Genomic DNA, 23,580 nt, shown 5'->3' on the forward strand with positions numbered 1-23,580 from the left:
GCCCGGGCTGAGGGAGGGAACGTGATCAACCGAGTCCGGCGTGCAAAGCTGCCCGCGTTGCTGCTGACGCTTGGCGTGGTCGCAGCCGGCTGCGGCACCGGCGAAACGCAACAGCCGGAACCGCAGCGCACGGTCACCCTGGTCACCGACTCGTCGTGGAAGATTCCGCAGGAGCTGCACGCGGCGTTCGAACGGCAGACCGAGCTGCGGCTGGAGCACCGCACGCTCGGGGACACCCCGACCGAGCTGGTCGAGGCGCTGGCCGAGCGGCGCGGTGAGCAGCTCGGTGACGTCGTGCTGGGTGTGGACACCTCGACCGTCCGTGCGGCGCTGGCCGGCGACGTGCTGATCCCCTACACCAGCCCGGAAGCCAACCGCGGTCAGCAGCGATTCTCCGTGGACAAGCAGCAGCGGCTGTCCGCGGTCGACCGGCTCGCGGTGTGCGTCAACGTCGACAACTCGTGGTTCGCCGAACACGACATCGCCCCTCCGGAGACCATGGCCGACCTGCTCGAGCCCGCCTATGCGGACCTGCTGGCCATGCCCGACCCGAAGGCCTCACCGCACGGCATGGCGTTCCTGCTCGGCTCGATCGCCCGCGAAGGCAAGCAGAACTGGGTGCAGTACTGGCGGAAGTTGAAGGCCAACGGCCTGCAGGTGCTGCCGACGACGGACGAGGTTCGCGAGCAGTACACCGCAGCGGGTGGCGAAGGGGAGCGGCCGCTGGTCGTCGCCGCAGCCACGCTGCCGGCACAGTTGGCGGAGGACGCCGAGGGCAAGACATCGGTGCTCACCGACTCCTGCCACGAACAAATCCGCTACGCCGGGGTGCTGGCCAAGGCCGACAGCACGGAACGAGCAGGCAAACTGCTGGACTTCCTGCTGACGCAGCAGTTCCAACAGGCCGTCCCCCAGGCCTACGGCACGTACCCGGTGCGCCAGGGCGTCGAGCTACCGGAGGGCTGGGCCGAGACGGTCGCCGCGCCGGAGGAGCCGAACACGCTTCCGGCCCGCGAAGCGGACGCGGGCCGGAAGGCGGTGCTTGCTCGCTGGCACCAGGTGATGAGCGAGTGATCAGCCGTCGCGCGTGACGATCCTGGCGTAGGCCAGCGACAACGCGATCACCAGGTAGCTGACCGCCCGCAACGCGCCCTCGCCGAGCGTGTCGTAGGCGATCGGATCGCGCAGCAGGTCCGGCAGCGCGGACACCCACGGATCCGGCAACAGGAACGGGTGCAGCCAACTCAGCGCGTCGAACAGGCCGAGCACCTGCGACACGATCAACCCGCCCAGCACCATCGCCACCACCAGCATCGGATGCTCGGTCGTGGTGGAGATCGCCAGCGCGACCGCCCCGACAGCCAGCAGCTGCAACGCCACCCACGCCACGGCCAACCCGATGCGGCCGAGCGCGTCGACGAGGCTGAGCTCGGTGCCGGACAGCGTGAACAAGCCGTCGGTGCCGTTGATGATCAGCCCGGTGACCAGCCCGGTGAGCGCGACCAGGCCCGCGGACACCACCGCGACCACCGCCACGCCGAAGACCTTGACGCCGAGTAACCTGCCTCGCACCACCGGCGCGAGCAGCCATCCGCGCAGCGCCCCGACCGACTGCTCGCCCGCGATCGCGTCCGCGCCCGCCATGGCCACCGCCAGCGGCAGGAACAGCCCGAGCAGCATCATCAGCGACCCGAGCGGCAGGGCCAGCGCGTTGGTGATCGCGGAGACGAACAGCGGCGCGTCCCCCGACGTCTCCGGCTGGCCGTCGGTGCCCAGTTGCACCGAGATGCCGATGATCACCGGGAAGATCGCCAGCAGGGCGAGCACGACCAGCGTGCGCGGCCTGCGGAAGATCCACCGCAACTCCGACGACAGCAACCTGGCCAACGGGGCCCGGTGCCGTCGTGTGGTCACCGCAGGCGCGTCTTCCCACGTCGTCGCCGTCATGACGCCACCCCCGCCTGCTCGACCTCGTTCAGTTCCAGATCCACCGGGGCCTCGTCCTCGTGCGACTCGGTCAGCCGCGCGAACAAATCCTCCAGCCCGGTGCGCTTGCGCCGCGCCTCGTGGACCGAAACCCCTGCTTGCACCAGCGTCTCGATGACCTGCGGCGCCGGTGACGCGACCAGGTCGACCAGGACACCGTCCGGCGCCAGCCGGGCAGGGATCCGGTTGGCCCGCAACGCGTCCACGGCCTGCGCGGCGTCCGGCGTGATGACCTCGAGCGTCGGATTGCCCGCCTCGAGCAGCTCACCGAGTTCGCCCTGCGCGACGACGGTGCCCTTGCTGAGCACGATCACGTGCGTGCAGGTCGCCTCCACCTCGGACAGCAGGTGCGACGACACCAGCACGGTCGTGCCCCTGGCGTGCAGTTCGGCCATGATCCGCCGGATCTCCCGCGTGCCCGCGGGGTCGAGACCGTTGGTCGGCTCGTCGAGCACCACCAGCTTGCGCGGCACCAGCAGCGCCGCGGCCAGGCCGAGCCGCTGCTTCATGCCCAGCGAGTAGCCCTTGTACCGGCGATTGGCCGCGCTGCTCAGCCCCACCAACTCCAACGCGTCGGCGACCGCCGTGCCGATCTTGTTCGACGGCAGCAGCGGCTCGGCGGCGGCGAACCGGAGCAGGTTGTCCCGCCCGCTCAGGAACGGGTGGAAGCCGGGACCCTCGACCAGCGCGCCGACGTGCGGCAGCGTCGACTCCGCCGACTCCGGCATCGGTTGACCGAACAGCTCGACCTCGCCCTCGGTCGGTCGCACCAGGCCGAGCAGCATGCGGATCGTCGTCGTCTTGCCCGAGCCGTTCGGCCCGAGCATGCCGACCACGGCGCCTTGCGGCACCTCGAGGTCGACCCCGTCCACCGCAACCGCGCTGCGGTAGACCTTGCGCAGCCCCCTGGTTCGTGCCACGGCCGGGCGGGTGCCCGCCCCGGAACCTTCCGGAGCGGGCACTGCCTGCGTGACGTCGCGAATGGTCATGTCTGCGCTCGTCACTTCGTCAGGGCTTGTTCGAGGACCTGCACCGGGACCGCGCCGACGGCGAACCGGCCGTCGTCGGTGATCAGACCCGAGCCTGCCTTGGTGGTGATCACGTAGCCGGAACCGAACTCACCGCTGACGCGCTTGCCGTACCGCTCCAGCAGGTCCTTGGCGGACTGCTTGTCGCGCTCGCTCATGCCGCGCTCGCCGTCCTGCATCTGCGGCCGGGCCGACAGCAGCTCCTCGCCGGCCGCGCCGGTCACCACGGTGTCCCAGCCCTCGCCGACGACCTGCAACGACTCGCCGAACCGCTCGGCGGCGTCCTTCTCCCCCTGCGCCGGCGCCTGCTCGGCCCGCTCGCGTGCCTTGTCGGTGGCGTCCTCGATCTTCACACCCTTCGGCGGGGTGAAGTCGAACAACCGCTCGGGCTGCTCACCGACGCTGAACTCGTCGAAGCCGAGGCTGAAGATCGGCTCCGGAGTGCCGTTGGCCATCACCTCGAGCCGCAGCGGCAGCCGGGTCTGCGAGTCGATGGCCACCTTGACCTCACGCAGCACCGTGCGCTCGCTCGGCTTCGGGGTCAGCACCAGCTCGTAGGCCGCCCGATCGGCGACCCTGGCGGTGCCGTCGACCGTGATGGTGCTGGTCTCGGACAGCCGCTGCACGATCTCCTGCGCCGCTGTGGCCGGGTCGGCCATTTCCTCCGGGCGCTGGCCTTTGTGGTGGCCCTTGGCCCGCTCCTGCTCACGGGTCTTGTCACCGTCCGGCGCCGCGAAGCGCGTGGCGGTGTTGTCGGACGAGTTGTAGGCCCAGGCCTCGTCGCCGTTGGCGACCAGCGTGTACTCGGCGTTGCCGTCCTGGACCGACACCCGGAAACCGTCGTCGCCGTCATGGAACACCCGCGCCGAGTCGAAGTCGGCGAAGTCCATCCCCGGCACACCGCTGGGCAGCCCGAGGTCGTTGTGCACCGCGACCGATCCGGCGAACGCGGGCGGGTCGGCCTGCAGCGTGGAGGACACCAGCTCCTGCGCGCTGATCTCCGGCAGGTTCGGTGCGTCGTCGGCGCCCGCGGGCATCGCGACCAAAGCCAGCCCGGTGACACCGAGTGCCGCGCCGGTCACGGCCGCGACGAGCCCTTTCGTTCGTGGTTGCATGTCGTCTCCCTTGTCTGCGACCAGTCTTGCTCGCTCGCCACTGACACTCCACCCCGATGCCTGAGATCGGCCTGAGGAGCTGAGATGGTGCTGAGAGTTCGCCCATCCGCTGCTCCGTTCGGGGATAGTGGGTGCATGCAACCGCGGGTATTGGTCGTCGACGACGAGCCGGGGGTGCGCAAGGCGCTCGATCGCGGCCTGCGCGCCGAGGGGATGGACGTGGTGACCGCGGGCGACGGACCGACGGCGTTGCGGTTCGCGCGCACGGGGGCCTTCGACGCCGTGCTGCTGGACATCATGCTTCCCGGGCTGAGCGGTTACCGGGTGCTGCAGCAGCTGCGGGCCGAGGGCGTGCGGACACCGGTGCTGCTGGTGTCGGCCAAGGACGGGGAGATCGACCAGGCGGACGGACTGGATCTGGGCGCGGACGGCTACCTGGTCAAACCGTTCTCGTTCGTGGTGTTGCTCGCCCAGCTGCGTGCGGTGCTGCGCAGAGCGGAGGCGTCCCCGACGAGGGGGACGCTGCGGATCGGCAGACTGGAAGTGGACCGGGCGGCCAGGAGCGTGCGCTGGGACGGCACCCCGGTCACGCTCAGCCCGCGCGAGTACGGCCTGCTCGAGGCGCTGGCCAGCCGCGCTCCCGCGGTGTTGACCAAGGACGAGCTGCTCACCGAGATCTGGGGCGACGAGCAGGCGGCCACTCGCAACAACGTCGAGGTCTACATCGGCTACCTGCGGCGCAAGCTGGCGGCGGCAGGCGCGGACGGGCTGGTACGGACCGTGCGGGGGCACGGCTACCAGCTGGACGAAGCCCTCTCCGGCGGCTGAGGCAAAGGCCGAGGAATGCATCCGGTCGACACCGTCACGGGGCGTCGTCGACGCTGGCTCACCCTGCCGGGCCGTACCCTGCGGGGCCGCATCACGCTGGTGGCCACCGCGATCACCGTCGTGTGCCTGCTCGGCCTGGCGTTGCTGGCCGGTCGCTCGCTCGAGTCGTTGCTGCTCGACTCGGTGGACGAGGACCTGGCCACCGCGCTGCGACCAGCGGCTCAGCTGGTCCGGGAGGGAACGATGCCTGCCCAGCGGCCCGGCCTCACGGTGCGCGTGCTCGACATCGCGGGCGATCCCGTCGACGGCAACGCGAGCAAGCCGCTGGCCTCCGATGCGGTCCGTCGGCTCAAAGCCGGCCTCCCCATGACGACAGCCGGTGAGCCACCGGTCCGCTGGCACGGCACGGTGGCCACCGCACCGGATGGTTCGCAGCGACTGGTCGTTGTCGGTGCGGGCCTGGTCGGCTTCGTGGGCGTGGTCTCCGGTGGCGGCAACGGGCTGCTGCTCGCCGCGCTCGTCGCGGCCGTGGTGGCCGGCGTGGTCATCTGGCTGGCCGTGGGGGCGGCACTGCGGCCGGTCGGACGGATGCGGCGCTCGGTGCGCAGGCTGGCGGAGTCCGAGCGGCTCCCGGTGCCCAGCACCGGCGACGAGCTGCAAGCGTTGGCGCGCGACTTCAACGTGCTGTTGGACCGCCAACAGCAGGCCGCCGACCGGTTACGTCGCTTCACCGGCGACGCGGCACACGAGCTGCGCTCGCCGGTGGCGTCGATCCGGGTGCAAGCCGAGGTCGCGGTCACCAACCCGGATCCGGAGACCGCCCAGGAAGTGCTCTCCGACGTGCTCACCGAAGCCGAGCGGCTCTCCACGCTGTTGGACGGCCTGCTCGCGCTGGCGCGCTCGGACGCAGGCGAGCTGCCGCCCGCGACGCCGGTGGAACTGGTCAGCGAAGCGCGGGCAGCGGTCGACCGGCTCGATGAAGGCGGCCCGCTGGTCAAGGTCAACGCCGCGGTCGGCGAGGTGTGGGCGCAGGCCAACCACGCCGAGGTCGAACTGGTGCTGGACAACCTGCTGCGCAACGCCGTCCGCTACGCCCGCGCACAGATCGTCGTCTCGGTGATGGCGGCGCGGTCGGTGGCCAGGGTGGTGGTCGACGACGACGGCCCGGGGGTCGCTGACGAACATCGCGAGCGGGTGTTCGACCGCTTCTACCGGGTAGCGGATGATCGAGCGCGCGACAGCGGCGGTTCCGGGCTCGGTCTTGCGCTGGTGGCGGAGCTGGTCCGCCGCCGCGGCGGCCGGGTGGCCGTGAGCGAATCACCCGAGGGCGGCGCCCGGTTCCAGGTGGTGTGGCGCGCGGTGGAGGCGGAATGACCGAGGTGACGGTGGTCGGTGGGGCGTTGGTGCGGGACGGGCGGTTGCTCGCGGCCCAACGCGCGCATCCGGCGGAGATCGCAGGCAAATGGGAGCTGCCCGGCGGGCGGGTCGAGCCGGGCGAGAGCGACGCCGACGCGCTCCGCCGCGAGTTCGCCGAGGAGCTCGACGTCGAGGTGACCGTCGGCGGTCGGATCGGCCAGGACGTCCCGCTGTCCGACCGGAAGGTGCTGCGCATCTTCCAGGTCCGGCTGGTCGACGGGCGCCGGCCACGCGCGCTGCAACACCGGGCCCTGCGGTGGGTCTCGGCTCACGAGCTGGCCGACGTCGACTGGTTGCCCGCCGATCGCGTGCTCCTGCCGGATCTTCGGATGCTGCTGGACGGGTGACGATCGGCTGCGCCGCGCCGAATCGGGCTTACCGTGGACATGGGCCCCGGAACCGCTGGTGAAGGGAGGGGCGACCATGTACGTCGTGTTGAGCACCTGCACCGCGCCGATCGAGGAGATCGACCTGGTGCTGCCCGACCACGCTGAGTGGTTGACCAAGCATTACGAGGCGGGCGACTTCCTGTTGTCCGGCTGGCGCACGCCGCGGGTCGGCGGGGTGATCCTGGCCAGGCGCATGCCGCGCGGGAAGCTCGACGCCATCCTGGCCACCGACCCGATGGCCTACCGGCATCTGGTGCACTACGAGGTCATCGAGTTCGAGGCCACGCGCACCGCGCGCGAGTTGAACGACATCAACGAGGCGCTCGCCACGCGCTGAGCGCGCGCGGCCGCCGCCCGCGGGTCATGCCGCGCGGGCGAGATCCTTCTGTGCCTTTTTCAACGCACGAATCGGGCATTTCTTGCAGCGCGGCTTGGATTGGCAGCACTTCGATTTGACTTTGCCCTTTTTGATCAACTTGCGTACGTGCGCCTTGGCCTGCTGTTTCGGCGTTTCGGCCTTGGCCGCCTTTTTGCCCACCGAGGGTTCCTGTCGTCGCCGGGTGTCGCTTTTCCCAGGCTAGAGGTTTGCTGCGCTCCGGACGGTGTGCGCATGGCCACAACGGCGCGGCCAGTATCCTGGAACGGCCGCCAGTGGCAGCGCGTCTCGCGTGCGGATCGCGGTGGCGTCCCGACGCATCCTTTTCGAAACTCCCTGGAGGAGCCGACTCGTGTCCGCACCCGGTCAGCCCCGCATTCGCTCCGACCTGCGCAATGTCGCCATCGTCGCGCACGTCGACCACGGCAAGACCACGCTGGTCGACGCCATGCTCAAGCAAGCGGGGGCGTTCGGCGACCACGGGCAGCCGGTGGACCGGGTGATGGACTCCGGCGAGCTGGAGCGGGAAAAGGGCATCACGATCCTGGCCAAGAACACCGCGATCACCCGTGGCGACGTGACCATCAACGTCATCGACACCCCCGGCCACGCCGACTTCGGCGGTGAGGTGGAGCGCGGCCTTGCCATGGTCGACGGCGTCCTGCTGCTGGTCGACGCCAGTGAGGGCCCGTTGCCGCAGACCCGGTTCGTGCTGCGCAAGACGCTGGAAGCCAAGCTGCCGGTGGTGCTGGTGGTCAACAAGGTCGACCGCTCCGACGCGCGGATCTCCGAGGTCGTCGAGCAGACGCAGGACCTGTTGCTCGAGCTCGCCGCGGATCTCGAGGACGTCGACCACGACGCGGTGCTGGACTTGCCCGTCGTCTACGCGTGCGCGCGCAGCGGCAAGGCGTCGCTGAACCAGCCGGCCGACGGCGGCCAGCCGGACAACGACACGCTGGACCCGCTGTTCGAGACGCTGCTGGAGCACATCCCGGCGCCCCAGGCGGACCCGGAGGCGCCGCTGCAGGCGCTGGTGACCAACCTGGACGCCTCGAGCTTCCTCGGCCGGATCGCGTTGATCCGCATCCACTCCGGCCGGTTGCGCAAGGGCCAGACGGTGGCGTGGCTGCGCGAGGACGGCACGACGCAGAACGTGCGGATCTCCGAGCTGCTGGTCACCAAGGGCCTGGAGCGCGTGCCCGCCACCGAAGCCGCCGCCGGTGACCTGGTGGCGATCGCGGGCATCCCGGAGATCACCATCGGCGACACGCTGGCCGACGTGGACAACCCGGTCGCCCTGCCACGGATCACCGTCGACGAGCCGGCCATCTCGATGACCATCGGCGTCAACTCGTCGCCGCTGGCCGGCCGCGGTGGCGGGGACAAGCTCACCGCTCGTCTGGTGAAGGCGCGGCTGGACAGCGAGCTGGTCGGCAATGTCAGCTTGCGCGTGCTGCCCACCGAACGGCCGGACACCTGGGAGGTGCAGGGCCGCGGCGAGCTGGCGTTGGCCGTGCTGGTCGAGCAGATGCGCCGGGAGGGCTTCGAGCTGACCGTCGGCAAGCCGAACGTGGTCACCAAGACGATCGACGGCAAGCTGCACGAGCCGTTCGAGCGGCTGACCATCGACGCGCCGGAGGAGTACCTGGGCGCGATCACCCAGTTGCTGGCCGCGCGCAAAGGCCGCATGGAGCACATGTCCGGGCACGGCACAGGCCGGATCCGGCTCGAGTACATCATCCCGGCGCGCGGGCTGATCGGTTTCCGCACCGACTTCCTCACCGAGACCCGCGGCACCGGCATCGCCAACCACGTCTTCGAGGGCTACTTCCCGTGGGTGGGTGAGCTGCGCACCCGGCACAGCGGTTCGCTGGTCGCCGACCGCAGCGGAGCGGTGACCACGTATGCGCTGCTGCAGCTGGCCGACCGCGGCACGTTCTTCGTCGAGCCGGGCGCCGAGGTCTACGAGGGCATGGTCGTCGGCGAGAACCCGCGCGCCGAGGACATGGACATCAACATCACCAAGGAGAAGAAGCTCACCAACATCCGCTCGTCGACCGGTGAGGAGCTGGAGCGGCTGAACCGCCCGCGCAAGCTGGGTCTGGAGGAGGCGCTGGAGTTCTGCTCCGCCGACGAATGCGTGGAGGTGACCCCGAAGGCGATCCGGGTACGTAAGGTCGTTCTGGACGCAACGGCGAGAGCCAAGGAGCGCTCCCGGGCACGGTCGCGCGACGCGGCGACGGTCGGCTGAGCCCGACGGCCCGTGGCCTAGGTCGCGAATTCGCCGAGTTGGCGGCGCGCTCACGGACGCTCTGGCAGAGTTCCCATCATCGGGGGTCGAGTGAGGAGCTGCTGGTTGATGAGCCGTCGACGGGGATGGCGGGTGTGGACCGCGCTGTGTGCCGCCGCGCTCGCCGCCGCGGGCTGCACCAGCACTCCGCCGCCCGCACCACCGCCGACCTCGGTGCCGCCGAGCCCGACGGCGGAGACCACGCAGGACCAGATCGTCATCGGGGTCGACTCGATCGCGGGCGGCTACAACCCGCACCAGCTGGCCGACATGTCGACCACCACGACGGCGCTGGCTCAGCTGCTGCTGCCGTCGGTGTACCGGCTGAGCCCGGGCGGCAAGTACAAGCTGGACAAGACGTTGATGCGGTCGGTCGAGGTGATCGACGAGGACCCGTTCACCGTCGCCTACACCGTGCGGCAGGACGCCTCCTGGTCCGACGGCGCCCCGATCGCGGCGGAGGACTTCCGCTACCTGGCCGACCAGATGCGCGCGCAGCCGGGCACGATCAGCCCCGCCGGCTACCGGCTGATCACCGACGTGCAGTCGCGGGAAGGCGGCAAGCGGGTCGAGGTCACCTTCGCCGAGAAGTTCCCCGGCTGGCGCGGCCTGTTCCAGAACCTGCTGCCGTCCCACCTGCTCAAGGACATCCCCGGCGGGTGGCAGGAGGCCATGGTCGGCAGCTATCCGGCGTCCGGCGGACCGTACGCGATCAAGACCATCGACGTCGGCCGCGGCGAGATCCTCATCGAGCGCAACGAACGGTACTGGGAGAAGCCGTCGGCGGTGGATCAGCTGATCCTGCGCGCGGCGGACACCGAAGGTCCCGCGGAGGATCTGCGCAACAAGAACCTGCAGTTCTCGTTGACCGCGACCGATGCCAAGCAGCTGGCGGACCTGCGCGAGCTGGGCAAGGGCGTCGAGTTGCACACCGTCAGCAGCCCGCAGGTGGCAGAGGTCCTGCTGCGTCCGGTGACCGACCCGTTGGCCGACGACAAGGTGCGGGAGGCCGTCGCCGCGCTGATCGACCGCGACGAACTGATCGAGACGGGTACCGGGGGCGGCCCGGCCGCGAAGCTGCGCGCCGACGCGCAGGTGCTGGCTCCCTCGCAGCGGGCCTACAAGTCGACATTGCCTTCCGGCCGGGCCAAGCCGAACCCGGCACGGGCGGAGAAGCTGTTGCGACAGGCCGGGTACCGCCGCGTGGCAGGCGAGTGGCAGAACGCCGACTCCGAGCCGTTGCGCCTGGTCGTGGCCTCGCCCGGCGAGCAGGAGCCGTACGCGTCGATCGCGGAACGGCTGGTCGAGCAGCTCGAGAAGGCGGGGATCCAGGCCAAGGCGGTGCAGCCGAACCCGCGTGAGCTCTACGCCGTGGATCCGGCCGACCCGGATGCGGAGCCGATCGACGACGGCACCGGCGACGAGGTGACCGTGGACGTGCTGGTGGGCCCGCGCGCGGTCAGCTTCGACCCGGCGTCGGACTTCGCGTCCCGCTTCGCCTGCCGCACCGTGGACACCTCCGACGACGCGGACACCGACGTCGAGCCGGGCAACGTGGCCGGCTGGTGCGACCAGTACCTGCAGGCCAGGGTGGAGGACGTGCTGGCTGGGGAGCGGTCGCTGCGCAGCGAGCTGAGCAGCCTCGAGCCGTGGTTGTGGCGCGAGAACGTGGTCATCCCGCTGTTCCAGCTCGCCGACACGCTCGCGGTCGGGCCCGACGTGGCCGGCGTGACCGAGGGGCCGCCGTTCGGCGGGCCGTTCGGTTCCGCGGTGAACTGGATCCGCATCACCGAGTGATCGTTCCGGCGCGCGGCGGGGTTTGTGCCCCGGCGCGCCGCAGGGGGCGGTTGCCCGCCCCGGAGCACGGCGAGAGGGCTCATGCCCCCAGTGCGCGGCGACAGGGCCTTTCCGGCGCGCGGTGGTCTCGGCTTCTGCCCGCCCTCGCGCTCGCGCCCGGCGGGCTGCGGCTCAGTGGTCGGTGTGCGGATCGAACCCTTCCGGAGCCCGGTCGAGGAACGTGCTCACGGTGGTGATCCGCCCGGACTCGTCGGTGATGAGCACGTCGGTGCCTTCGGCGAACACGGCGTCGCCGACTTTCAGCTGCCAGGGCAGCCGAACGCGGTCGTGGTGCACGTCCGGTTCGGACCTGGCATCGAACGAGTAGGCGCCGACGTGCTCGCGAAACTGCCTGGTGAAGTCCACCAACGCCGCGACTCCGGCGAGCACTCCGACCGGCGCGACGTAGGTGATGTCGGGCCGGAACATGTCTTCTCCGGCGCGCCGCTGGGCGTCCCCGGGCTCGCTGTTCCAGAACCGCAGGTAGGCCTGCACGGTCGCGGTGGACGCGGAGGTGTGGGCTGTGTCGGTCATCGGTGGACTCCCTTCGCTGTGGGTGTGTCGATGTCCCACGTTGCGCGCTGGATGGGAGCCCTGTCGATTACCTGCGAGGTAGTTGTGGCGCGCCCGGGCGGTCGGCAGGCTGGCAGTCATGACCGCTACCCGGGAGGCGACGGTGGGCGACCTGCTGCGCCGCTGGCGCGAGCGCCGACGCCGGTCGCAGTTGGACGTCGCGATCGCCGCCGAGGTGTCGGCGCGGCACCTCAGCTTCATCGAGACCGGGCGTGCCGGCCCGAGCAGGGACATGATCGAGCGCCTCTGTGTCGAGCTGGATGTGCCGCTGCGGGAACGCAACGCGATGTTCCTGGCTGCCGGGTTCGCTCCGGCGTACCCGGAACGGCCGCTGGTCGACCTCGGCGTCGCGCGGGAAGCGGTCGAGACCGTGCTGGCGGGGCACGAGCCGAATCCCGCGCTCGCGGTGAACGTCCGCTGGGAGATGCTGGCGGCCAACAGGTCGATGCAGCTGTTCCTCGATGACATCGCAGCGCACCTGCTCGAGCCACCGGTCAACGTGCTGCGAGCGACGCTGCACCCCGACGGGCTGGCGCCGCGGATCCAGAACTTCCGGCAGTGGCGCGCGCACGTCGTCACCCGCGTGCGGCGGCAGTGGGAGCGGACGGCGGCCGAAGGGCTCTCCGAACTGCTGGCCGAGATCGAGTCGTATCCGGTACCCACCGGGACGTTCGCCGACGGCACACCGCAGGCGAATGACCTCGTCGTGCCGATGCGGCTCAGGTCGGAGCACGGCGAGCTGGCTTTCCACTACGCCCTCACGGTGTTCGGCGCCGCCCGCGACGTCACGCTGGACGAGATCGCGATCGAGACCTTCTTTCCGGCCGACGACGCCACGGCCGCCGTGGTCAGGGCGATGGCGGCATAGCGAACCCGGCCCGCGTCCGGCGCGAGTGTCTGCCGGCGCGCGTACCGGACCTCGGCCCCCGGCGAGAGCCTCCGTCAGCACAGCGAAAAGGGCCCCCGCCGTCCGGCGAGGACCCCTTTCGACATGCCTACCGCGTCACGGCACCACCGAACGCTCCTCGGCGAAGTGGCAGGCACTCGGGTGCCCGCCGGCGCGCTCGATCAGCTCCGGCGATTCCTCGGCGCAGATGTCCTGCGCCTTCCAGCACCGGGTGCGGAACCGGCAGCCGGACGGCGGGTTGAGCGGGCTGGGCACGTCACCCTCGAGCCGGATGACCTGCCGTGTGCCGCGGACGTCCGGGTCGGCGACCGGCACCGCGGACAGCAGCGCCTGCGTGTACGGGTGCGTCGGGCGCTCGTAGATGTCCTCCTCGGTGCCGATCTCCGCGATCTTGCCGAGGTACATCACCGCGACCCGGTCGGACAGGTGCCGCACCACCGACAGGTCGTGCGCGATGAAGATGTAGGACAGCCCGAACTCTTTCTGCAGCGAGTCCAGCAGGTTCATCACCTGCGCCTGGATCGACACGTCCAGCGCGGACACCGGCTCGTCGCAGAGGATCACCTTCGGCCGCAGCGCCAGCGCCCTGGCGATACCGATGCGCTGCCGCTGACCACCGGAGAACTGGTGCGGATAGCGGTGGATGTGCTCGGGGTTGAGACCGACCACCTCCAGTAGCTCCTGCACCTTGCGCCGCCGGGAGTCCTTCGGCGCCACCTCGGGGTGGATCTCGAACGGCTCACCGACGATGTCACCGACGGTCATCCTCGGGTTCAGCGACGTGTACGGGTCCTGCAGGACGATCTGGATCTCCCGGCGCAGCGCCCGCAGCTCGTTGCCGGTGAGCTTGAAGATGTCCCGCCCCTCGAACAACACCGAGCCGCTGGTCGGTGGCTCGAGCCGCATCAGCACCTGGGCCAGCGTCGACTTACCGCAGCCGGACTCGCCGACGACGCCGAGCGTCTCGCCCTTGTGCAGGTCGAACGACACGCCGTCGACCGCCCGCACGTGGCCGACCGTGCGCTTGAACACGATGCCCTGCTTGACCGGGAAGTGCTTGACCAGGTCCTTGACCTGAAGGATCGGCTCAGCCATTCCGGACCACCTCCTCGGCGAAGTGGCACTTGCTGTATCGGCCGTTGCCGAGGTCGTGGTTGACCGGCACCTCGGCGCTGCAGATCGACTGTGCCTTCGGGCAACGCGGATGGAACGGACAGCCGCTCGGGATGTTCAGCAAGCTCGGCGGCAACCCCTTGATCGTCTCCAACGTCTGGCCCTTCAGGTCCAGCCGCGGCAGCGAGTTCAGCAACCCGGTGGTGTACGGGTGGCCGGGCGCCTTGTACACCGAGTGGGCGTCGCCGTGCTCGACGATTCGCCCGGCGTACATCACCGCGATGCGGTCCGCGGTCTCGGCGACCACGCCGAGGTCGTGGGTGATGAGGATGAGCCCCATCTGCCGCTCGGCCTTGATCTCGGCCAGCAGGTCCATGATCTGGGCCTGCACGGTGACGTCCAGCGCCGTGGTCGGCTCGTCGGCGATGAGCAACTGCGGGTCCAGCGCCAACGACATGGCGATCATCGCGCGCTGCCGCATCCCGCCGGAGAACTCGTGCGGGTACTGCCGCACGCGGCCCTTGGCGTTGGGAATGCGCACCAGATCCAGCAGCTCGATGGCCCGCTTGCGGGCCTCCTTGCGGCTCATCCCTTTCCGGATGCGCAGTTGCTCCTCGATCTGGAACCCGACGGTGAACACCGGGTTCAGCGCGGACAGGGCGTCCTGGAAGATCATCGCGATGCCGTCGCCGCGCAGTTGCCTGCGCTTCTCGGCCGACTGGCTCAGCAGCTCCTGGCCGCGGAATCGGATCGAGCCGCCGGTGACGTACGCCGGGGGCGTGTCCAGGATGCCCATGATCGTCTGGGCGGTGACGCTCTTGCCGGAACCGGACTCACCCAGCACCGCCAGCGTCTCCCCGGCGTCGACGTGGTAGCTCACGCCGTTGAGCACTTTGGCCACGCCGTCGCGGGTCCGGAACTCGACGAACAGATCTTCCACTTCGAGCAGGGGTCCGTCCTGCCCGTTCGTGGTGGGGTCGGTGAGTACCGACTCGGTCGGATTGGCAGTCATGTCGGTCTACCTCAGCTTCGGGTCGAGCGCCTCGCGGACGGCGTCCCCGATCGTGACGAACACCAGCACGGTGAGCGTCAGGAACGAGGCCGGGAAGATCAGCAGCAGCGGCGAGGCCCTGATGTAGTTGCGCGAGTCTGCGATCATCACGCCCCACGAGACCGCGGGGTCACGCAGACCGATACCGAGGAACGACAGCGTCGCCTCGGCACCGATGAACGCACCGAGCGCGATCGTGGCGTACACCAGCACCGGAGCCAGGCAGTTGGGCAGCATGTGCCGGAAGATGATCCGGCGGGACGACGCGCCCAGCGCCCGCGCCGCCTTGACGTAGTCCTGCTGCTTGGCCGAGATGGCCGCCGACCGCATGATGCGCATCGCCACCGGCCAGGACAGCACCGAGATCGACAGCACCACCATCGCGACGATGGCAGGCGCGCTGTCGAACCCGGCCGACCGGAACGCGCTCAGGATGATGATCGCGCCGAGCACGAACGGCAGGCCGAAGAAGACCTCACCGATACGCGACAGCAGGTTGTCCAGCCAGCCACCGAAGTAGCCCGCCAGAATGCCCACCGTGCTGCCGATCAGCACCGTCAGGAGCGTCGCGGTGAAGCCGACCAGGAGGGTGTAGCGGGTGCCGTGCACGACGCGGGCGTAGATGTCCCTGCCCTGCTGGTCGTAACCGAACGCGGCCCCGATCTCGACGGTCGACAGATCACCGAACGAGATGACCAGGCCGGCGATACCGGCGACGGCCAGCACGGCCACCAAGCCCCAGGTGCTGGCGCTGCCGCGCAGCATCTGGCTGACCTTCGGCACACCGGAGACGATGCCGCACGCCAGCACGACGGCGCCGATGACGATGTACAACGTCACCGAGTTCACCAAGCCGCCGCCCAGCAGGATCAACCCGCCGATGCCTGCGACGTACGGCGCCATCGTGCGGCACACCCCGTCGCGCAGCTTGCCGACGGTGGCCAGGATCGCGGCGACCACGGTGATCGCCGAGCCGATGATCGCCATGCAGACGGCCAGGTACGGCACGTTCGGGCCGATCCGCGCGCGGTCCAGGTCGCGCAACCGGTGGTTCGCATCGGCGAACCACGTGGGGAAGATCGCCACCAGGACCAGGAAGGCGATCACGAACATGGACAGCACGAACAGCGGCCGCCTGCTCAGGTCGTGCCAGGCGTCGGACCACAGGCTGCGGGTCTTCTCTTTCGTGCCCTCAGCGTGTTCTGCGCCGGTGACGTAGTCGGCAGGTTCCTCCGTTGCCACGCCCCCGGCTGCCATCGTGGGGTCACTCATAGCGGATCCTCGGGTCGAGAACGGCGTACAGCAGGTCGATGAGCAGGTTGGTGACCAGGAAGATGATCACCAACAGCATGACGACACCGGTGACGACGGTGCCTTCCTTGGACAGGATCCCGTCGAACACGAGACCGCCGACGCCGTTGATGCCGAAGATGCCTTCGGTCACGATCGCGCCGCCCATCAAGCTGCCCAGGTCGGTACCCAGGAAGGTGATCACCGGGATCATCGAGTTGCGCAGCAGGTGCACGCCGACCACCCGGCGGTGCGGCAGGCCCTTGGCCACCGCGGTGCGCACGAAGTCGGCGCGCCGGTTCTCCGCGATCGACGTCCTGGTCAACCGGGCCACGTAGGCCATCGACAGGCTGCCGAGGACGAACCCGGGGGCGAGCAACTCACCGAAGCTCGGGTCCGACGACACCGTCAGGTCGATGATGCCGAGCCCGCTGCCCAGCACCAGCTGGACGATGAAGCCGGTGACGAACACCGGGAAGGCGGTCAGCACCAGCGTGGACACCAGCACCAGGTTGTCCAGGAAACCGCGGCCCCGCAGACCGGTGAGGATACCGGCGGAGATACCGATCAACGCCTCGAATCCGACCGCGATCGCGGCCAGCTGCAGCGAGACCGGGGCGGCGTCCTCGATCAGCATGCCGACCTCACGGTCGGAGTAGGTCACCCCGAAGTCGCCTTGCAGCAGGTTACCCAGGTACGCGAAGTACTGGACGAAGATGTTCTCGTCCAGGTTGTACTTTTCGATCATCGCCTGGCGGAACTCCGGCGGACACACGCTCTTGCACATGCCGGCGAACGGGTCGCCGGGCAGGGCCCACACCAGCACGTAGACCAGGAACGTGGTGCCGATGAACACCGGGATGAGTTGCAGTAAACGCCTTATGACGTAACGGCCCATGAGCTCTCCTTATCCACCGGTACCGCCGCTACGGGGATCACCCGGCGGCACCGTACCGGTTGGTGGTCGGCAGACGGCGGCTGGCCCACGAGTAACGTGGGCCAGCCGCCGTCGATGCATTCGACCGGGTGTCAGGCGTCCGACTTGATCCGGACTTCCAGCAGGTCGAGCTCACCGGTCAACTTGCCGACCTTGACGTTCTCCAGGCGCTCGGACCAGCCCGCGATGTACGGGTTGCTCCACAGCGGGATGACCGGCATGTCCTGCGCGATCAGTTCCTCGGCCTCGTGGTAGAGCTTCTTGGCCTCTTCCTCGTTGACCGCCGCGTCGGCTTCCTTCAGCTTGGCGTCGACCTTCGGGTTGGAGTAGCCGTTGTCGTTCGACGAGCCACCCGTGCGGAAGATCGGGTTGAGGAAGTTCTCCACGTGCGGGTAGTCCGCACCCCAACCGGACCGGTAGATCTGGGTCATCTTCCGCGCGTTCACCTGCTCACGGATGATGCCGAACTCCTGCACCGGCACGAACTTGCACTCGACCTTCAGGGCCGCCTCGATCTGACCGCAGACCGCCTCGATCCACTCCTGGTGGCCACCGTCGGCGTTGCTGGTGATCTCGATGGGCTTGTTGCCCCAGTCGGTCTTGTCGAACAGTTCCTTGGCCTTCTCCGGGTTGTGCTCGCAGAGTTCACCGCAGGCGCCGTCCTCCCACAGCGGGAGGTTCGGCACGCCGTAACCCTTCACCGGCGTACGGCTGCCGCCGTAGATCTTGTCCGAGATCTGCTGCCGGTCGATCGCCATCGAGATGGCCTTGCGCAGGTTCGGGTCCTTGAACTTCGGGTCGTACAGCGGGAAGGAGATCTCCTGGATGGACAGGTTGCCCGACGGGCCGGAGCGACCCTTGAGGTCTTCCTTCCAGACGTTGTCGACCAGCGCCTTCGGCGGCATGTTGTTCAAGAAGTCCAGGTTGTTGTCCCGGACCGCGTCGTAGTCGGCCTCAGGCGTGCCGAACTTGAACTCGACGGTCTTGATGCTCGGCTTCTTCGGGCCCTGGTAGTCCTCGAACCGCTCCAGCACGATGCTGTTGGAGGTCTGCTCGACGAACTTGAACGGTCCGGAGCCGATCGGCTTCTTCTCGAACGCCTCCTTGTCCTCGAAGAACGCGTCCGGCAGCGGCATGAACGCGCTGTAGCCCGGCTTGTTCTGGAACGAGGGCATCGGCTTCTCGAACTCGACCTGCAGCGTGTAGTCGTCGAGCGCCTTGACGCCGGACATCTCCTTCTTCTTCGGCGTCGGCGCCTTCTTCGGGCCGTCGCCGTCCGGGTCCTCACTGGTCACGTCCTCGTAACCCTTGATCCCGGCGAAGAAGCTGGAGTGCTGCTGCGCGTTCGGGGTGTAGGCGGTGTAGTTCCACGCCTTGACGTAGTTCTCCGCCTTGATCTCGGTGCCGTCGTGGAACTTCCAACCCTTCTTCAGGGTGTAGGTGATCTTCTTGCCGTCGTTGGAAATGTCCACCTTCTCGGCGTGCTCGTTCACCGGCTCGCCGGTCTCCGAGTCGTAGCGGATCAGACCGCTGTAGAGAACCTCGACGATCTTGCCGCCGCCGGCTTCACTGGTGTTGCCCGGAATGAGCGGGTTCTCCGGGGCGGTTCCGCTCACCGTGATCTTGCTGTCGGCTGCCTCGCCGGCATCGTCGCCACCGCCGCAAGCGGTCAGCGTCAAGGCGACGGCGGACGTGAGAGCCGCTATCGCCTTCCAGCGTGGTCTACGCATGGGTCTCCTCCGAGCTCATACATGAGGTGTCTCGAGTTGCGCGGCGTTCGGGTAGCCGCGGGCTTTGTCGGAATAGTCGTCGCTCATCCCGGACGTTGGGACGCTAATGCGCCGCTGTCGTCAACTGGCCACAGATGACGTCACAAAGCCGTCACAATCGGACAGTACTAGCCCTTTTGGGCTAATAATGTCTCGTTCTCCGGCGTGGACTTTTGTCCGAGTGTAACCAAGCGGACCCGCCCGATTACCCCATGTGTATGCACGCCGTCGGGTCAGCCTGCCGGAGAGGGTGAGGCGTTGGCAAGAGCCGCCTCGCAGGCGTCTTAGGCTGTCGGCAAGGCCGGTCAGCGACGGGAGATGGCGGCGGATGAAGCATCTGCACAGCGGGAAGGTCCGGGACGTATACCAGGACGACGACGGCACGGTGGTGCTCGTCGCCTCGGACCGGGTGTCGGTGTTCGACGTCGTGCTGCCCACGCCGGTGCCGGACAAGGGCGCGTTGCTGACCCAGTTGTCGGCGTGGTGGTTCAAGCAGACCGCCGAGGTGTTCCCCAATCACTTGATCACCACCGACGGCTTCCCGCCCGAGTGGGCGGGCAGGGCGATGCGCTGCAAGTCGCTGACGATGCTGCCGGTGGAGTGTGTCGTCCGTGGCTATCTCGCGGGCTCGGCGGTGCGGGACTACCAGCGCGACGGCACGGTCTCCGGCGTCAAGCTGCCCGCCGGTCTCGTGGAGGGCGACCGGCTGCCCGACCCGGTCTTCACCCCGTCCAGCAAAGCCCCGCAGGGCGAGCACGACGAGCCGATCACGTTCGAGCAGGTGGTCGACCTGATCGGCGCGGAGACGGCCGAGTGCATCAAGGACGCCTCGTTGGAGCTGTACACCCGGGGTGCCGCGCGCGCCGCCGACGTGGGCCTGGTGCTGGCGGACACCAAGCTCGAGTTCGGCTACGACGCCGACGGCGAGTTGGTCCTCGGTGACGAGCTGCTGACGTCGGACTCGTCCCGGTACTGGCCGATGGACCAGTGGCAGCCGGGAGGCCCGCAGCCGGCGTTCGACAAGCAGTTCGTGCGGGACTGGGCCGCGAGCACCGGATGGGACAAGACGCCTCCCGGTCCCGAGCTGCCCGCCGACGTGGTGGCCGCGACGCGCGAGCGGTACGTGGCCGCCTACGAGCGGCTGACCGGCCAACGGTGGTCGGATGACTGAGCGCACGCTGCTCCTGGTGCACGCGCACCCGGACGACGAGACGCTGGCGACCGGGGGAGTCATCGCCCGCTACGCCGCGGAAGGCGTCCGGGTGGCCGTGGTGACCTGTACGCTCGGCGAGGAAGGCGAGATCATTCCCGCCGAGCTGTCGCAGCTCGGGGCGTGGGCGGCCGATCAGCTGGGCGGCTATCGGCACGGCGAGCTCATGGCGGCGTGCCGGGCGCTGGGCGTGGCCGAGCACCGCTTCCTCGGCGGCATCGGCCGCTGGCGGGACTCGGGAATGGCGGGCACACCGTCGGCCGATCATCCGCGTGCGTTCGTGCGGGGTGAGCTGGACGAGCAGGCGGCCCAGCTGCGCGAGATCCTCGACGAGCTGCGGCCCCAGGTCGTGGTCACCTACGACGAGTTCGGCGGCTACGGGCATCCGGATCACATCCGGGCGCACCACGTGACGATGGCCGCCGCCCCGCAGGCGCCGTCGGTCCGGCGGGTCTTTCACGTGGTGTCCCCGCGCACGCCGGTCGCCGAGTCGCTGGCCGGCTTCCGCGAGGTGCCAGATCTGCCGTTCGTGGTGCCTGACATCGACGACGTGCCGACAGTTCCGGACGACCGGGTGACGACAGTCGTCGACACCACGGACGCCGCTGCGGCCAAACGAGCGGCCCTGCGCGCGCACGCCACCCAGATCGCGGTGTGGGACGGGCCGCCGGTGTGCTGGGCGTTGTCCAACAACCTCGTCCAACCCGACCTGGCCGCCGAGTACTTCGTGCTGGCGCACGGTCCTGCCGACGGCTGCTCCGACGACCTGTTCGGGGGGCTGCCGTGAAGAAGGGTGAGGTCGTCGACCAGCTGTTGCTGACACTGTTGTTGGTCGACGCGGTGCTGCTGGCCGTCCTCGAGCTGTTCTTCGTACCGCTGCGGCTGGACGGGGCGGTGTTGCCGCTGGCCGGCTGGGCCCCGGTACCGATCAGCCTGCTGCTCGCGGCGGTCAGCACGCCGTGGCTGGTGGTGCGAACCGCCGAGTTCGCCGACCGGATGCACGCGCCGCGGGGACTGGCCGCCCTCCCGCTCGGCCTGTGGCTGGTCACCGTGCTCGGGCTCGGGCTCGGCGGTCCGGGCGGTGACCTGGTGCTGATCCAGGACTGGCGGGGCATCGGCCTGCTGGCCGCCGGGGTGATTCCGGGTGCGATGGCGCTCGGCATGCGGTTAGGTCGAGGGGCGAATCCGAGCAACGAGGAGCGCAAGCGTGGCGGAGGCGATCAGCGACAAGCAGGTGGTGGCCGTGCTGCGGCCGTTCGTGGCGGCGACCGCGCCGGTGCTGGACGCGCTGCGCGAAGCGGATCCGTTGGGGCTGCGCGCGAAGGTCGCGGCCGCAGCGGCGCGCGGTGAGTCGCTTGCCGAACTGGAGCAGGTCGAGCCGACCGTCCGCAGGCGGCTGATCAACGGGCTGGCTTCGGTCCAGTTTCCGGGCAGCGCGGGCTGGCAGCGCATGGACCCGGATCAGCGCACCGGGTGGTGGATCAACCGGGTCGGCCGGATCACCGCGCTTGTCACGGCCGTTCCCGGCCTCGGTGGCGCGCTCGCCGATCGCTTCCCCGTGCAGAACGCCGTCGGCGCCGCCTCGCAGGGTCTGCTGCTGTGTGCCATCGCGGGCGAGCACGGCCTGACCGTCAAGGCCGACCGTGTGCGGCTGCTTGCCTGGGTGCTGTTCGGCCGCGACGTGGATCCGGCGCTCGCCGCCGGGGATCAGCCGGAGGAACAGCAACGTGTCGACGAGCTCACCGAGGACTTGGCCGGTTCCTCCGGCAGCAAGATGTCGATCAAGTCGCTGGCCAAGACGCTCTGGCGGCTCGGCCGCTCGCTGCTGGCGGTCAGCGACGAATTGGAGAAGCGGCCGCGTGGACGCCTGATTTACCGGATGATCGGCGTGTTCCCCTTGGTCGGCGCACTCGCTGACTACCTGGCCGAACGGTCGGCGTTGAAGAAGGTGGCCAAGCGAGCCCGCCGCTGGATGGACGAGCACGCGTCGACCGACGCGTAGCGGTCAGCGCCAGAACTGGAACAGTTCCATGCCCACCATCGCGGCCGTGTGGTCGCCGCCCACGGCGTCGAACACGAAGTAGGCGATGCTGAAGAACACCTCCGCCACCTCCGGCACCGCGATCAGCAGGGCGAACAGCACCAGCGGCGCCCAGGGACGGGCCTTGGCGCCGAACTCCCGCGCCTGCGGCGGCAGGTACGGCTCTATCGCCCCGTAGCCGTCCAGCCCGGGCACCGGCAGGATGTTCAGCACGAACGCCAGCACCTGGAACAGCGCCAGCAGCGACAACCCGAACAGCAGCCCGGTCGGCATGCCGGGGAAGATCGCCACCGCCGCGGTGAACAGGACGCCGAGGAGCAGGTTGGACAGCGGCCCGGCCAGCGAGACGGCGGACGAGACGGAGCGCGAACGCAGCGCCCACTGGTTGATCCACACCGCGCCACCGGGCAGCGGGATGCCACCGATGGCCAGGATCAGCAGCGGCAGCACCAGTGACAGAACCGGGTCGGTGTAGCGCCGGATGTCCATGGTCAGGTAGCCCTTGTGCGCCACCTCGCGGTCGCCGCCCCGGTAGGCCACGATGGCGTGCCCGAACTCGTGCAGCGTCAGTGAGACCGCCCAACCGCCGAGCACCAGCAGCACGATGCCCGCGACACCGACGTAGTTGCGCTCTGCGCTGTTGACGAAGACGGTGCCCCCGATGATCTCGGCGACGTCCGGTGGCGGGAACAGCGCGGCAAGGACACCCCCGGCGACCGTCACGGCCAGCAGGGCAAGGAAAATCGGGCTCGGGCGGACAGCTGATCGACGCACTCGTTCAGTCTGAACCACCGGTGATCGCCGCCTCGCGTGGGGCTCACCGCCGCCGGTACCACAACGGTGAAGCATCGACGTCGTGAAGACACCGTAAGGAACCAACCAATTGCTCGGCGTGTCAGCTTGCGCGTGTCGGGATTCGTATCCCCCAACTGAGGAACTTCGCTTGACCGAGCCGCATCACAAGGGTGTAATCACAGTAATGTCATTTGCGTCGGCGCGCAGGTAGACAGCGGGAGACCTGCGGTTGTGCCGGGACGAATGGTGTTCGCCGCAAGCTGCGTGGAGGCAAGGAGGCGGACGTGGGTAAAGCGGAAGTAAGTCAGGCGGGGGCGGCCATGAACTGGGTGCAGAACTCCGAGTTCGAACTCGATGTTCTCGCCGAGTTGTTCGACGTGGCCGAGGAGCATGACTGGCAGGAGCGCGCGTTGTGCGCGCAAACCGACCCAGAGGCGTTCTTCCCGGAGAAGGGTGGCTCGACGCGGGAGGCCAAGCGCATCTGTCAGGGGTGCGAGGTGCGCAGCGAGTGCCTGGAGTACGCGCTGCAGCACGACGAGCGTTTCGGCATCTGGGGAGGATTGTCGGAGCGGGAGCGCCGCAAGCTGAAGAAGCGCACGGCGTAGCGATTCCCGCTGCTTGGGGTGATGA

At 69.1% G+C, this 23,580-nt stretch carries 23 protein-coding genes and 2 pseudogenes; 13 read left to right on the forward strand and 12 right to left on the reverse strand.

Features of this window, described 5'->3' with window-relative positions; genetic code table 11:
- Nucleotides 1-21 precede the first annotated feature (21 nt).
- Nucleotides 22-1,074 carry a thiamine ABC transporter substrate-binding protein gene (locus YWM_RS0106395; RefSeq protein WP_028850022.1) on the forward strand — a complete coding sequence of 351 codons (1,053 nt, stop codon included), beginning with the start codon at nucleotides 22-24 and terminating at the stop codon, nucleotides 1,072-1,074.
- On the opposite strand, the gene YWM_RS0106400 is transcribed toward YWM_RS0106395, so the two are convergent.
- From YWM_RS0106400 to YWM_RS0106410, 3 genes are read right to left on the reverse strand one after another with little or no spacing between them, the layout of a single operon-like run.
- Nucleotides 1,075-1,947 carry an ABC transporter permease subunit gene (locus tag YWM_RS0106400; RefSeq protein ID WP_028850023.1) on the reverse strand — a complete coding sequence of 291 codons (873 nt, stop codon included), beginning with the start codon at nucleotides 1,945-1,947 and terminating at the stop codon, nucleotides 1,075-1,077.
- A complete protein-coding gene (locus YWM_RS22450) occupies nucleotides 1,944-2,975 on the reverse strand; it encodes an ABC transporter ATP-binding protein (RefSeq protein WP_084612212.1) in 1,032 nt (343 codons plus the stop codon). Before YWM_RS22450 ends, YWM_RS0106400 begins: the two co-directional genes overlap by 4 nt.
- A gap of 11 nt (nucleotides 2,976-2,986) precedes the next feature.
- Nucleotides 2,987-4,129 (reverse strand): LolA family protein, encoded by a 1,143-nt coding sequence (locus YWM_RS0106410; RefSeq protein WP_028850024.1) that lies wholly within the window; start codon nucleotides 4,127-4,129, stop codon nucleotides 2,987-2,989.
- Nucleotides 4,130-4,264: 135 nt separating this feature from the next.
- Between YWM_RS0106410 and YWM_RS0106415 the strand changes: the two genes are divergently transcribed.
- The 4 genes from YWM_RS0106415 to YWM_RS0106430 all read left to right on the forward strand — a co-directional run bounded on the left by YWM_RS0106415 (nucleotide 4,265) and on the right by YWM_RS0106430 (nucleotide 7,099).
- On the forward strand, nucleotides 4,265-4,957 hold the full coding sequence (locus tag YWM_RS0106415; RefSeq protein ID WP_028850025.1) for a response regulator transcription factor: 693 nt from the start codon (nucleotides 4,265-4,267) through the stop codon (nucleotides 4,955-4,957).
- A gap of 15 nt (nucleotides 4,958-4,972) precedes the next feature.
- Nucleotides 4,973-6,331, forward strand: coding sequence for a sensor histidine kinase (locus YWM_RS0106420; RefSeq protein ID WP_052344615.1), 1,359 nt, complete (start codon nucleotides 4,973-4,975; stop codon nucleotides 6,329-6,331).
- Complete coding sequence (locus tag YWM_RS0106425; RefSeq protein ID WP_052344616.1) at nucleotides 6,328-6,720, forward strand: (deoxy)nucleoside triphosphate pyrophosphohydrolase; 393 nt, start codon at nucleotides 6,328-6,330, stop codon at nucleotides 6,718-6,720. The genes YWM_RS0106420 and YWM_RS0106425 overlap by 4 nt, the downstream gene beginning before the upstream one ends.
- Nucleotides 6,721-6,796: 76 nt before the next feature.
- Nucleotides 6,797-7,099, forward strand: coding sequence for a YciI family protein (locus tag YWM_RS0106430; RefSeq protein WP_028850028.1), 303 nt, complete (start codon nucleotides 6,797-6,799; stop codon nucleotides 7,097-7,099).
- 24 nt (nucleotides 7,100-7,123) lie between these two features.
- On the opposite strand, the gene YWM_RS26385 is transcribed toward YWM_RS0106430, so the two are convergent.
- Nucleotides 7,124-7,300 carry a hypothetical protein gene (locus YWM_RS26385; RefSeq protein ID WP_169720964.1) on the reverse strand — a complete coding sequence of 59 codons (177 nt, stop codon included), beginning with the start codon at nucleotides 7,298-7,300 and terminating at the stop codon, nucleotides 7,124-7,126.
- A gap of 190 nt (nucleotides 7,301-7,490) precedes the next feature.
- Between YWM_RS26385 and typA the strand changes: the two genes are divergently transcribed.
- Nucleotides 7,491-9,389, forward strand: a complete 1,899-nt coding sequence (gene typA, locus YWM_RS0106440; protein WP_028850029.1) for a translational GTPase TypA — start codon at nucleotides 7,491-7,493, stop codon at nucleotides 9,387-9,389.
- A 108-nt stretch (nucleotides 9,390-9,497) separates the two neighbouring features.
- Nucleotides 9,498-11,225 (forward strand): ABC transporter family substrate-binding protein, encoded by a 1,728-nt coding sequence (locus tag YWM_RS0106445; RefSeq protein ID WP_052344617.1) that lies wholly within the window; start codon nucleotides 9,498-9,500, stop codon nucleotides 11,223-11,225.
- Between the two features lie 171 nt (nucleotides 11,226-11,396).
- On the opposite strand, the gene YWM_RS0106450 is transcribed toward YWM_RS0106445, so the two are convergent.
- The gene (locus YWM_RS0106450; protein ID WP_028850031.1) at nucleotides 11,397-11,798 is read right to left on the reverse strand and encodes a hypothetical protein; all 402 of its coding nucleotides are present in this window, start codon (nucleotides 11,796-11,798) and stop codon (nucleotides 11,397-11,399) included.
- A 118-nt stretch (nucleotides 11,799-11,916) separates the two neighbouring features.
- Here YWM_RS0106450 and YWM_RS0106455 point away from each other — a divergent pair, with 118 nt between their 5' ends.
- On the forward strand, nucleotides 11,917-12,705 hold the full coding sequence (locus tag YWM_RS0106455; protein ID WP_028850032.1) for a helix-turn-helix domain-containing protein: 789 nt from the start codon (nucleotides 11,917-11,919) through the stop codon (nucleotides 12,703-12,705).
- A 135-nt stretch (nucleotides 12,706-12,840) separates the two neighbouring features.
- On the opposite strand, the gene YWM_RS0106460 is transcribed toward YWM_RS0106455, so the two are convergent.
- The 6 genes and pseudogenes from YWM_RS0106460 to YWM_RS0106480 form a co-directional block, all read right to left on the reverse strand.
- A complete protein-coding gene (locus tag YWM_RS0106460; protein WP_028850033.1) occupies nucleotides 12,841-13,839 on the reverse strand; it encodes an ABC transporter ATP-binding protein in 999 nt (332 codons plus the stop codon).
- Entirely contained in the window at nucleotides 13,832-14,869 is a 1,038-nt protein-coding gene (locus tag YWM_RS0106465; protein WP_043659883.1) for an ABC transporter ATP-binding protein, read from the reverse strand. Before YWM_RS0106465 ends, YWM_RS0106460 begins: the two co-directional genes overlap by 8 nt.
- Before the next feature lie 6 nt (nucleotides 14,870-14,875).
- Nucleotides 14,876-15,643, reverse strand: a pseudogene (locus YWM_RS26765) (ABC transporter permease); the annotation flags it as partial.
- 321 nt (nucleotides 15,644-15,964) lie between these two features.
- Nucleotides 15,965-16,180 (reverse strand): annotated as a pseudogene (locus tag YWM_RS26770) (ABC transporter permease); the annotation flags it as partial.
- Entirely contained in the window at nucleotides 16,173-17,096 is a 924-nt protein-coding gene (locus tag YWM_RS0106475; protein WP_028850035.1) for an ABC transporter permease, read from the reverse strand. The gene YWM_RS0106475 and the pseudogene YWM_RS26770, both read right to left, overlap by 8 nt.
- Before the next feature lie 131 nt (nucleotides 17,097-17,227).
- Nucleotides 17,228-18,865 carry a peptide ABC transporter substrate-binding protein gene (locus YWM_RS0106480; RefSeq protein ID WP_028850036.1) on the reverse strand — a complete coding sequence of 546 codons (1,638 nt, stop codon included), beginning with the start codon at nucleotides 18,863-18,865 and terminating at the stop codon, nucleotides 17,228-17,230.
- Nucleotides 18,866-19,232: 367 nt separating this feature from the next.
- Between YWM_RS0106480 and YWM_RS0106485 the strand changes: the two genes are divergently transcribed.
- From YWM_RS0106485 to YWM_RS0106500, 4 genes are read left to right on the forward strand one after another with little or no spacing between them, the layout of a single operon-like run.
- Nucleotides 19,233-20,075: a phosphoribosylaminoimidazolesuccinocarboxamide synthase gene (locus YWM_RS0106485; RefSeq protein ID WP_028850037.1), complete on the forward strand. Its 843-nt coding sequence runs from the start codon at nucleotides 19,233-19,235 to the stop codon at nucleotides 20,073-20,075.
- On the forward strand, nucleotides 20,068-20,901 hold the full coding sequence (gene mshB / locus YWM_RS0106490; protein ID WP_028850038.1) for an N-acetyl-1-D-myo-inositol-2-amino-2-deoxy-alpha-D-glucopyranoside deacetylase: 834 nt from the start codon (nucleotides 20,068-20,070) through the stop codon (nucleotides 20,899-20,901). Before YWM_RS0106485 ends, mshB begins: the two co-directional genes overlap by 8 nt.
- A complete protein-coding gene (locus YWM_RS22460) occupies nucleotides 20,898-21,464 on the forward strand; it encodes a hypothetical protein (protein WP_342664929.1) in 567 nt (188 codons plus the stop codon). The genes mshB and YWM_RS22460 overlap by 4 nt, the downstream gene beginning before the upstream one ends.
- Nucleotides 21,349-22,116 (forward strand): hypothetical protein, encoded by a 768-nt coding sequence (locus tag YWM_RS0106500; RefSeq protein ID WP_342664931.1) that lies wholly within the window; start codon nucleotides 21,349-21,351, stop codon nucleotides 22,114-22,116. The genes YWM_RS22460 and YWM_RS0106500 overlap by 116 nt, the downstream gene beginning before the upstream one ends.
- Before the next feature lie 3 nt (nucleotides 22,117-22,119).
- On the opposite strand, the gene YWM_RS0106505 is transcribed toward YWM_RS0106500, so the two are convergent.
- Nucleotides 22,120-22,929, reverse strand: a complete 810-nt coding sequence (locus YWM_RS0106505) for a site-2 protease family protein (protein ID WP_028850040.1) — start codon at nucleotides 22,927-22,929, stop codon at nucleotides 22,120-22,122.
- 341 nt (nucleotides 22,930-23,270) lie between these two features.
- Between YWM_RS0106505 and YWM_RS0106510 the strand changes: the two genes are divergently transcribed.
- Nucleotides 23,271-23,555, forward strand: a complete 285-nt coding sequence (locus tag YWM_RS0106510) for a WhiB family transcriptional regulator (RefSeq protein ID WP_028850041.1) — start codon at nucleotides 23,271-23,273, stop codon at nucleotides 23,553-23,555.
- The last annotated feature ends 25 nt before the right edge of the window (nucleotides 23,556-23,580 follow it).

It is taken from the genome of Thermocrispum municipale DSM 44069 (assembly GCF_000427825.1).
Lineage (GTDB): Bacteria > Actinomycetota > Actinomycetes > Mycobacteriales > Pseudonocardiaceae > Thermocrispum > Thermocrispum municipale.